This window comes from Levilactobacillus muriae (assembly GCF_045862015.1).
GTDB lineage: Bacteria > Bacillota > Bacilli > Lactobacillales > Lactobacillaceae > Levilactobacillus > Levilactobacillus muriae.
Genome location: NZ_BAAFRU010000018.1, coordinates 38,494 through 49,852, shown reverse-complemented (window position 1 = coordinate 49,852; position 11,359 = coordinate 38,494). Strand labels below are relative to the sequence as shown.

General features: G+C 46.8%; 6 protein-coding genes, 1 tRNA gene and 1 rRNA gene. 6 read left to right on the top strand and 2 right to left on the bottom strand.

What is annotated here, in order from left to right; genetic code table 11:
- The first annotated feature begins 8 nt into the window (after window positions 1-8).
- The 4 genes from rrf to ACKTSF_RS11705 all read left to right on the top strand — a co-directional run bounded on the left by rrf (window position 9) and on the right by ACKTSF_RS11705 (window position 5,301).
- Window positions 9-125 (top strand): 5S ribosomal RNA (gene rrf / locus ACKTSF_RS11720).
- 69 nt (window positions 126-194) lie between these two features.
- Window positions 195-267 (top strand) — tRNA-Thr (locus ACKTSF_RS11715).
- A 282-nt stretch (window positions 268-549) separates the two neighbouring features.
- Window positions 550-1,449, top strand: coding sequence for a C39 family peptidase (locus ACKTSF_RS11710; RefSeq protein ID WP_407889639.1), 900 nt, complete (start codon window positions 550-552; stop codon window positions 1,447-1,449).
- A gap of 447 nt (window positions 1,450-1,896) precedes the next feature.
- Window positions 1,897-5,301, top strand: a complete 3,405-nt coding sequence (locus tag ACKTSF_RS11705) for a hypothetical protein (RefSeq protein ID WP_407889638.1) — start codon at window positions 1,897-1,899, stop codon at window positions 5,299-5,301.
- Window positions 5,302-6,602: 1,301 nt separating this feature from the next.
- Here the strand turns inward: ACKTSF_RS11705 and ACKTSF_RS11700 are convergent.
- Together ACKTSF_RS11700 and ACKTSF_RS11695 are read right to left on the bottom strand one after the other, a co-directional pair.
- A complete protein-coding gene (locus ACKTSF_RS11700; protein ID WP_407889636.1) occupies window positions 6,603-7,133 on the bottom strand; it encodes an NUDIX hydrolase in 531 nt (176 codons plus the stop codon).
- Between the two features lie 207 nt (window positions 7,134-7,340).
- The gene (locus ACKTSF_RS11695) at window positions 7,341-8,225 is read right to left on the bottom strand and encodes a helix-turn-helix domain-containing protein (RefSeq protein ID WP_407889634.1); all 885 of its coding nucleotides are present in this window, start codon (window positions 8,223-8,225) and stop codon (window positions 7,341-7,343) included.
- Window positions 8,226-8,329: 104 nt separating this feature from the next.
- Between ACKTSF_RS11695 and ACKTSF_RS11690 the strand changes: the two genes are divergently transcribed.
- Together ACKTSF_RS11690 and ACKTSF_RS11685 are read left to right on the top strand one after the other, a co-directional pair.
- Window positions 8,330-9,589 (top strand): MFS transporter, encoded by a 1,260-nt coding sequence (locus ACKTSF_RS11690; protein ID WP_407889632.1) that lies wholly within the window; start codon window positions 8,330-8,332, stop codon window positions 9,587-9,589.
- A 235-nt stretch (window positions 9,590-9,824) separates the two neighbouring features.
- Window positions 9,825-11,159 carry a dihydrolipoyl dehydrogenase family protein gene (locus tag ACKTSF_RS11685; protein ID WP_407889630.1) on the top strand — a complete coding sequence of 445 codons (1,335 nt, stop codon included), beginning with the start codon at window positions 9,825-9,827 and terminating at the stop codon, window positions 11,157-11,159.
- Window positions 11,160-11,359 lie beyond the last annotated feature (200 nt).

Below are 11,359 nucleotides of genomic sequence, written 5' to 3'. Positions count from 1 at the left end.
TCTTATAGTGTGGTGGCGATAGCCTAAAGGATACACCCGTTCCCATGCCGAACACGGAAGTTAAGCTTTAGCACGCCGATAGTAGTTGGGGGATCGCCCCCTGCGAGGATAGGACGTTGCCACGCGAAGGAAAGGACCCTGTGAGGGTCCTTTTTTATTGCCATTATTTTCAATATCACCGATAATGGTAGTATGCCGCTTTAGCTCAGTAGGTAGAGCGTTTCCATGGTAAGGAAGAGGTCGTTGGTTCAAATCCAATAAGCGGCTTACAGTTGAATCGAAGAAGGCCGGCGTTGATGCAATGTTTCAACGCTGGCTTTTTTGAGTTCCGTCAAAGCCACATCTATGAAAAACAGGTTTGTTCCCACGTCGCCCCTGCTGTATACTGACTGTGAAGCTGGTAATGATGAATATACCGCACAAGTTTTCAATACATAGTGAACGCCCTTTTGGAGAAATAATTATGACTAAGCTTATGCCGAAGATTACGTTAGCTTTACCTAAAATGAATAGAGTATGAACAATATTGAGAAGAAGGAAGTTTTATAGATGACGAAGAGAATATGGGTGGCAATCGCAGTAGGAATTGCGATTGGCAGCCTTGGATTAGTCACGGCGCAGGCCGCCACACAACGTATTGTTTCTCAAAAAGCTGTGCCGAAGTTTGGCAAAGTTACTGGTAACGTTGAGGGAAATACATATACTTTTAAAACAATAGATGGGCAACTCAAAATGATCGTCAATCATCAACTCGCCAGTTTTCCTAAAACGGCGTGGGTGGTCTCTAAATCAGCATTGGTTCAGAAAGCTAATGGGAAACAGTATCGATATTACTATATTAGTTCACTTAGCAAGTCGAATAAGCGCTATTCTGGCTGGGTTTGGCGTAGCTACCTCAAGACGCCTACGACGGTGAATCTACGGGCACCTTACATCAATCAGAATGCCGTAAAGGCTTGGATGGGATGTGAATCGGCAAGCTTGTTGGAAGGTTTACACAACAAGGGCGTCATGAAGACAACAGGACTAATTGCCTTCATGACGCATTTACCGAGGAGTAAAAATAATAATCCTAATAATGGGTTTGCCGGGAGTCCCTATAAGGTTACCCCCGGAGTCTTTCAGTCGATCTTCCCTAAGCCACTGGCTAAGTGGGGAAATCAATATGAACCGGTTAAAAATATGAGTGGTGCTAACCTGAGCAAATTACGTGCCCAGTTACGATTACATAATCCGGTCGTTGTTTACGTGACCTTGCATTTTGCTAAGGCACAGTATGGTCACTACTTCTGGGGAACGGGAATCAATAACAGCCATGTGATGCTACTCGATGGCTATAAGCCGGGGTATTATCACGTTGCAGATCCTAATCAGGGGAAATATTGGGTGGCTGCTAGCAAGCTTACGCGAAGCTATAACTATAAACACTTTGCCGTTGCGGTACAGTAGGAGGAATATAGGAATAAATAGTAATTAGGTAATGTGGTGGCGTTTCTCACACTAATGCTGTTTGGCGATGAGACACTCGTGCGAAAGTTGCCCTTACGTATACGAGTCAATAGGACCAATCTCTAGTAGTGGATACTTATTTGTAGAAGAATTAGCCAGATAAGACGCCCACTAAGATATTTACGAATGTTTATAATTGTTAGTCCCATGCCATAGTCTTTCGTTAGGTAGGCTAGGCGATAGTTGACAGCCTGGTGATATATTAAAAAAATTATTTTAAGAATCCCGGTATAATAGCGTTTCTGTGGAAAGGAATCATTGGTAGAAGCCAGTGGTTCCTTTTTTGATTGTGAATAACGGTTTTTGTTTCTTTCTGGCAGTGAACTTGATAGTATATTAATCATCGGCAAAGGGAATAGAACTCAAACGAATTTTGGAGGAGAAGAGATGACACAGAACGTAAGAACAAGCCTCTGGCTCACTGCCGCGGCGGCACTAGTAGGAACTGGAATGTTTGCGGACCAGCCAGCAACGGCGCGTGCTAATGTTTTACGAACAGAACAATCACCGGCTAAAGCGGTGAACAACTCGACTAAAAAAGTTGAAGCACAACAGACAGTGAACACTGAGACCACTGCGAATACTTCTGCTGCCACAGTTAGTGAAACCTCTAACAGCTCAAACGAAGATACTTCGACTGCGAATGTTAGTGAAAGTAATAACAGCTCAAGCGTCGATGCTCAGACGGATGGTAGTACGGCTGCTGGTAATCATGCAAATGGTGATAGCAGCAGCTACGATAATGGCGCTAGCGCTGAACCGAACACGACGAACGATAGTACGAATGAAAATGAGGCAAGTATCACCGGAGATAATAGTGATACAGTGCCCATCACTGATAATGATGGCGACAATGATGGTCAGACTCAGGGTGATATCGCCAATACTGATGATTCGACAACGGACACCTCAGAAACGATCGAGGAAGTTGATGATGCAAGTGTAGACAGTAACGATTCAGATTCTGCGGACAACAGTTCGGATGCTGAAAGTTCAGAGAGTAACAGTGATAGTGTGGAAAACAGTGACTCAACTGAAAATACTGAAGAGTCAAATTCAGGTGATTCTGATCAAAGTACAACTGAAACAGAACCGGAAGTTAACGCTGATAATACAGTTGATTCATCTGATGGTAATGAAGATGGGGCAGAATCAGCCGATGATAGTAGTGACACTGAAGATAATGTAAGTGACTCAGTTTCAGAGGATTTTGCTGGCAGTACCGAGGGTAACGATTCAGAAGGGAATACTGACAATCCGGGCGACTCAGACTCGGAGGGCGAAGATGATAATTCGGGAGATTCCGATGGAACTGCTGGTAACACAGATGATTCAGATTCGGAAGGCTCTACTGGAAATGTAGATGATTCGGATTCAGAAGGTTCCGACGGTAATGATTCGGACTCAGATAGCGATTCAGACAGTAGCGATTCAGATTCCGATAGTGATTCAGACTCGGACAGTAGCGATTCAGATTCTGACAGTGATTCAGATTCTGACAGTGACTCTGATTCCGACAGTGATTCAGATAGCGATAGTGACTCTGATTCTGACAGTGATTCAGATTCTGATAGTGACTCAGATTCTGACAGCGATTCAGACTCAGATAGTGATTCAGACTCTGACAGTGACTCAGATTCTGACAGCGATTCGGACTCAGACAGCGACTCTGACTCGGATAGCGATTCGGATTCTGACAGTGACTCGGATTCTGACAGTGACTCGGATTCTGACAGTGACTCGGATTCTGACAGTGATTCAGATTCCGACAGTGACTCGGACTCTGACAGTGATTCCGACTCCGATAGCGATTCAGATTCGGACAGTGACTCTGATTCTGACAGCGACTCGGATTCCGATAGCGACTCGGATTCGGACAGTGACTCCGATTCAGATAGCGATTCAGACTCAGATAGTGACTCAGACTCTGACAGTGACTCGGACTCTGACAGTGATTCAGATTCTGACAGTGACTCAGACTCAGATTCCGACAGCGATTCAGATTCGGACAGTGACTCCGATTCTGACAGTGATTCAGATTCCGACAGTGATTCTGACTCGGATAGCGATTCGGATTCTGACAGTGACTCCGATTCCGACAGTGACTCAGACTCAGATAGCGACTCAGACTCAGATTCCGACAGCGATTCAGATTCCGACAGTGACTCGGACTCTGACAGTGACTCGGACTCTGACAGTGACTCGGACTCTGACAGCGATTCAGATTCCGACAGTGACTCGGACTCTGACAGCGATTCAGATTCCGACAGTGACTCGGACTCTGACAGTGACTCGGACTCTGACAGTGACTCGGACTCTGACAGCGATTCAGATTCCGACAGTGACTCGGACTCGGACAGTGATTCAGATTCCGACAGTGACTCAGACTCCGACAGTGACTCAGACTCTGACAGCGACTCAGACTCTGACAGTGATTCTGACTCCGACAGTGACTCGGACTCTGACAGCGACTCAGATTCCGACAGCGATTCAGATTCCGACAGTGACTCGGACTCTGACAGTGACTCGGACTCTGACAGCGATTCAGATTCCGACAGTGACTCGGATTCTGACAGTGATTCAGATTCCGACAGTGACTCGGACTCTGACAGTGACTCGGACTCTGACAGTGACTCGGACTCTGACAGCGATTCAGATTCTGACAGTGACTCGGACTCTGACAGCGATTCAGATTCTGACAGTGACTCGGACTCTGACAGTGATTCAGATTCCGACAGTGACTCAGACTCCGACAGTGACTCAGACTCTGACAGCGACTCAGACTCTGACAGTGATTCTGACTCCGACAGTGACTCGGACTCTGACAGCGACTCAGATTCCGATAGTGACTCAGATTCCGACAGCGACTCAGATTCCGATAGCGACTCAGATTCCGACAGTGACTCTGATTCAGATAGCGACTCCGATTCCGACAGTGACTCGGACTCAGACAGTGATTCAGATTCTGACAGTGATTCAGATTCCGACAGTGACTCGGACTCAGACAGTGATTCAGATTCCGACAGTGACTCTGATTCAGACAGTGATTCAGATTCCGACAGTGACTCAGACTCTGACAGCGACTCAGACTCTGATAGCGACTCCGATTCCGACAGTGACTCAGATTCTGACAGTGATTCCGATTCAGATAGCGACTCCGATTCCGACAGTGATTCAGACTCTGACAGCGACTCCGATTCCGATAGTGATTCAGACTCTGACAGTGACTCAGACTCAGATAGCGACTCCGATTCTGACTCCGATAGTGACTCAGACTCTGACAGCGACTCGGACTCTGACAGTGACTCCGATTCAGATAGTGATTCGGGCTCAGATAGTGACTCCGACTCAAACGGTGGTTCAGACAGCAATTCAGGATCAGAAGGCGGTTCCGACGCCGGTAATGGTAGCGATGCTGGTTCAGGCGATCTTATTGGTAATGAAAACGATGCTGGGAGCGATTCTGATGGAGGCTCTGATGAAGTAACCAGTGGTAATAGCCATCACAAGCCCTCAGACGAGTTTATGAATGACGTTTCCGCTGAAGATGCTATCGCTGCTGATCAAGATTTTAGTGTCAACGATGACTACTTTACGACTGGACTGGCCAATGACACTCCACGTATGGGCCCTGATGCTGATCAGAACGGAAATGTTGATGAAGATAATGATGCAACTGATCTTCCACAAGCAAATGAAAAACAATCAAAATTGGCCTGGATTGGTGCTTTAATGGCAACTTTTGTTCTTGGAACTTGGCGACTTTTCCGTAAGCGCAAGGACGAAGATTAAGAGAACCTTCTAAGAGGACAAAAGTGATTTGATTGAAGCGTTGTAAGATGACGCAAAGATAACCTGCAGTCTGGTCAAGAACGGATAGGTACCACACGGCTTGTATCTGTGACGGCCAGCTGAAATGACTAGGGCAACAATGTTCGAATAAGAAAAATGATCATAAAATGAACGGCTGTTGCGGTCAGTCCTCATTAGAAATAAAATGATCGATAGGGATGATGATTACGATAGTCATTGTCAAATTAAAAAGAATCATGGTATAAGCCATGGTTCTTTTTTTCGACATCGGCATCGCTATTGACACACTTTACAAAATGATTATTTAAAAATAATCGTAAATTTTCGAAAAGTTGGTCTAGTGATGGGATACATCACTAGGCGTTGATATGTGGGTATTTCAGTAATCTAAGACTCATAACTGGTGGAATTGCATTCTAATTTTGAATTCGTTTTAAGGTTCCTGTTTTCTTTTGTAGAGTAACTTGATAATATATTGATTACCGGTAAGAGAACAAAAGAAAATTGGGGAGGGAGATTAGAATAGAACATTAAAGCAGGTCTCTGGTTTATCGTAGCTATCGTACTGGGTCAGACAAATCTGATAGTGGCCAACGATTCCGACAATGGTCGTTTGGGTCACCCAATGATTTTAGCGGCTAGCGTGAATAATACAGCATTCGTCTATCACAGACCGACGACCGGCAATTAGAGTTATCCTAGGGCATTAATGACTGTTTTCACAGTAGAAACAGGGTGCTGGAGCGGCAAAAGGACCAATTATTGGACTAACAATCAGCGAATAGAAGCTATATGCGGATACTAAAATGGTTAAGTACCTGATATCATACGGCCCAATGTTTATCAGACTTATCATCTTGCACGAATTTATACCCAAAAGCAGCATTTAACGTCTTCCCTACCATTATTGATGGCGATCAACGAAAACGATTCCCTTTTCCGACAAGCCCTGATATGCTAGTAGTCGTTAGTATAACAGCTAACATAAGGGGTCAAAGGTAGGGGATAATGGTGAATGAATTTTCACCTAACTAAATAATTCCGGCAAGGGGAGGCGTAATCTTTGAGACGCACCAACGCTTTCAAAGAATATCACGTTTTGCCGGTATAAGTAAACGAAAATTTGGCTGTATGGGGATAGTCAGTGACGTTTGTGAGTAGGGAGTCATGGCCTGTTGGTGATGATTCCCTTTTCTGTTCACCTGGCCACCTAACCTTGTGACTTAACAAATATGTCGGGCATTTTAGAAAAGGACCTATCGCTGACATGTGATAGGTCCTTAGATCGTTTGCTTTTGAATGCGTTCTAAATGTGACCAAGCCCGATCCAGCTCGGCCGTGTAGGGATCGAAGCCAATTTGATGCAGATGCTCGTGGGCGATATGCCGATCGAAGAAGGCCACCCGCTGGAGCTCGGTTGCTTGTACGGTAAAGTCCCTCGCTGTACGTGTTGTTTGAAAGGCAAACCATGCGCTAACCCAGTGAGAGTGGGGGGTAATCAGATAATTATCAGCCGACTTGACTGGGACGGTCCAGCCAATTTCTTCAGTCATCTCTCGCTGCATTGCCGTTATAATTGTTTCGCCAGCCTGGACAGAGCCACCTACTGAGGAATCCCAGTAACTGGGGAAGTACAGCTTGTTGGGCGACCGTTGCTGTAAGAGAACTTGGCCCCTTTGGTTAAAGATAAAGGCATTCACGACCAAATGATATTCTCCGGGTGCCAACGTTTCTGCTCGCCGACGGGTGCCAATGCGTTGTAACTGTCGGTTATAAATCTGCCAATTTTCCAGTAAGCGATCTGCTGCCATATGGGTTCCTCCTTAGTCTATTCACATTAAGAATACCACCTTTCCAGTCAATAAATAACCGGGTAATTGGCCAAGCATGTGGGCATGTGTAGGCAGTTAGCTCAATATAGTGTAGCCGTTTGTTTACTGATCGACTGGTATGAGGACAGTTGATTGATTTGGTGATCGGTATCTCGTCATAATGAGATTACATCGCTAATTCTACGGTTAGGACTGGCGTTGGGCCCGAAACTGTGTGGCCTTTTTCCCCCAAACGCTCAGTAGGGTACTGATTCCCAGTCTAAAGCGAGATGCCGGCAGTTGGCGTAGTGCTTGTGCTAGTCCATCTGCATGGGTGCTATTGCCAAAATAACTTTCCCAAAGCCAAAGACTGAGTTGTTGTTCCAGCGTGCCATTATTCGTGAGGTGTTCGGTATAACCAGTTAATAATTGCTGCTTGAAGTTTTTAGCCGCAACGTAGTCTCTTTGGTTCAGCAATTGCTGGAGTGCGACTAGGTCAAAGGCTGCTCGTGAATCCATGACGCGAAATGGATCGGCCTCGGCGGAAACGTAGCGTGCACAGGCCAGGTGATACTTACGAATTGTCGCAGCGAGCGAAGTCTTCTTCATAACTGTCAGCACCAAAATGACCGAACCAAATTCAATTTCCTGAAGCGTCCAAGTCTTAGTGAGGGCAAGTTGCTGCCAAAGGTTGTCCATGGCAGATGTTGGAGCAATGTCTCGCCGATCAAAAGCCAGCATTAAAATATCTGCCATGACTGCGACCCGTCGCTCTGCGGGATTTTTACTGTGGCCGTAACGGGTAGCAAGGTGGCTGAGCAACGGAAAATTCTGTTGATCATAGGCCAGCATCACCTGGCTACGAGCTAATTGGTTGGCCGTTGGTTGATCGTCATTTTGCATGAAACGAAATTCATTAGCGCTGACACCCAACCTGTCTAGAATCATAAAGAGTTTTTCTGCGGTCACATCATGCCGCCCACTTTCTAGACGGATCGCAAACGAACGAGAAATAACGTTACCATAAACTTCCTTTTGCGTAAAGCCCTTGGCTTGGCGAATCTGCTTTAGTGTGGCACCGATGGTTTGCATGATAAGTCTCCCTTTCTGAACGTGGCAAATTTGCTACATATTATACGACCAATTGGCGGCAATTACGAATACAATTATTTTCAATGGGAAAGGGGGAACCGTCAATGGATGTTCAAATTAGCAATCGGCAGTCAATCATTCAGATTGTGAAGGCCGCAAGCAGCGATATTATTGGTACCTTGGGCAGTGACACCTTTAGCTTTGCTTTGGGATTAATGTTGCTCCATCGAACGCATTCGGCCGTTAGTTTTGGCCTTGGTTCCATTATTTACCCGATGATTGGATTATTGCTGGTTATGCCAATTGGAAATTTAGTCGATCGACGGCGGCATAAGCCCCTGATTCTGATCAGTAAATTTATCGTGATTAGTGCTCTGATTCTATACGCATTTGTCACGACACGAGTTAGAGATCCAATGCTGTTAGCTGTCTTGCTCATGGTAGTGACGGCGAGTTGCGACAAGGTGACGAATACCACCTTTACGGCGTCAGTCCACGAATTGGTTAATCCAGATCACGTGAAGACGTTGGCCACCATTGAGCAGGCAGCGACGGCTGGTATTCAATTGCTTGCGCCAGTACTTGCTGCCATGCTGTATGCCCTGATTGGATTTGAAGGGATTGTTCGGGTAGAGATTGTCGCTGAAGTCAGTACTTGGCTGATCGCGTCAAGCATGAGGTTTCATCCCTTAAAGGCAATAGCCAGTGAAGAGCCAGTTGTGCCGAAAGGACAGTGGAATCAATTCAAGGTGGGCCTACTTTACATTCGGAACCATTTTACCTTATTGTCAGTTGTCACAATGGGAATCTTTTTGAACTTTCTTTTGGCGTCGATTGATGTTGGTCTGCCATACGCTATTGTGCAGACGCGTCACTTGGGCAGTGACCGGTTGAGTTGGGTTTTGAGTGCCTTCTCTGGCGGTGTTTTACTCGGAAATTTGATTTTGTCGATTTTACCTAAATTCAAAAATGTTCTACTGGCTGTTCTGAAATTGTCGATGATTATCGGCAGCCTGATTGCCATCATTGGCCTATGCTTCATTGTGCCGCTCGCAACCCAGACGTTGATTGTCGGTCTGATTATCATCGCACTTGTCATCGGTATCGTACTAGCATTTGTGAATACACCCATGTCGGTCTACATGCAGATGACAGTGCCAACGCAGCTTCTGGGACGTGTGGGCTCAACCTTCTCCACCCTCATGCAACTGGCTTTGCCACTGGGTACCGTGGTCTATGGCATCTGCTTTCAACACCTACCTGCCAGCCCCGTTTACTTTGTCACTGGGATTGTCATAGTCGGGTATATCGGTCTGAACCTCATGGTTGTCCAAAAACATTACCGAACGAAGCAGTCAGCGTAGGGATGGCAATGGTCAAGGCGTCTTCATGGACGTGTTAGATTAAGCAGATTGCGTAGGGAAATTACCGTTCCGTGCTAGAATTGAGAATGAAGTTGTCTGTAATGTGTTTGGTGTGAAAGTTTGAGATGGCAGGGTCAGCTTAGAACAGACTTTTGAGGCTGACAAAGTGACTGATAAGTAGGCCGTTCATCCAGATGAAATGACCACTTTTTCCAAGAAGGGAAGGTTCAAGCAGATGCAAGAGTTCGATATCGTTGTGATTGGTGGTGGCCCCGGTGGATTAGCCGCGGCGTATGGGTTACACGCGCAGGGACTGAGCGTCGCTGTCGTAGAAAAGGACCTCTGGGGTGGGACATGTCCCAACCGGGGATGCGATCCTAAGAAAATTCTGATGGCGGCAGTAGAGGCTCAGGGACGTGCGGAAGCATTGCGAGGTCATGGGCTAACAGGTGTACCGCAGATCGATTGGCCGGCACTGATGGCCGCTAAACGGGCCTATACGACTAAAATCCCTGAAGGAACTCATGGCGGCTTGGAAGCAGCCGGGATTGCGACGTTCCATGGTGCAGCTAGTTTTACAACGGGTGGCACGTTGCTGGTGGGTACGAACCAGCTTAACGCTGCCAACTGGATCATTGCGACCGGTCAGGAACCACGGATTCCCGCTATTGATGGAGCTGAATGGTTGAACACCAGCAATGAATTCTTAGATTTGGATAATTTACCCGCCGATATTACCCTGATGGGGGCGGGATATGTAGGGGTTGAACTCGCATCAATCGCTAATGCCGCTGGTAGTCGGGTTCACCTGATCCATCACAGTGACCGCCCATTACGTGCCTTCGATGGCGACCTCGTCAACGATCTCTTGGGTCAGCTTAAGATGGAAGGAATTGATGTCCAACTAAAGACGACGATTACGACCGTTGCCCCCGCAGATGATCAGTTCAAGGTCACGACTTCTGCTGGGGATAGCTGGACGACGGGAATGGTCTTTGCTACCGCGGGTCGTAAGCCAGTCGTTGACGAGCTCCACCTAGATCGTGTCAACGTGGCGACGACGGCTCATGGCATCACGGTAAATGGTCGTTTACAGACGACCAACCCCCACATCTTTGCGTTGGGCGATGTGGTCGACCGACCGCAGCCAAAGCTAACGCCGGTTGCCGGTTTTGAAGGCCGTTACCTGACGCAAACACTAACGACGTGTGATTCGCCAGCGATTGTTTATCCCACGATTCCTTCGGTGGTCTATGGCAAGTCACAATTGGCGCAATTGGGTGTAACGACTGCTGAGGCCGCGCAGGCATCGGATAAGTACAAAGTCAATGACCTTGATCTGACGCACTGGTACAGCTACCAGCGGATTCAGGACCCGCACGCGAGAATCAAAGTGGTGGTGGATCGAGCGACGCAACACATTGTTGGGGCGGCGGTCTTGAGTAGCGAGGCCGAACAGGTCATCAACTACCTGGACTTTGTGATCGAGAATCACATGGGTAGCGCAGAGATCGGTCAGACGATTACGGCCTATCCAACGCTCGCTTCAGACTTAACTTACTTTAACTAAAGACCTAGAAATAGCAGGCTAGTCAATGAAACTTGTGCGAATCTGCCACGAAGATGGTTAACAGCATGGTTGCGGCTATTGTTTTGGAAGATTTATACGGCGTTGTCGCGGTGACCATGTGAGTCTCTGACAGCTGTAGCAATACGTCACTGCTAAGATAATCTGCAATTGTAATCATTTTGTTATAGTAATGGAAAATG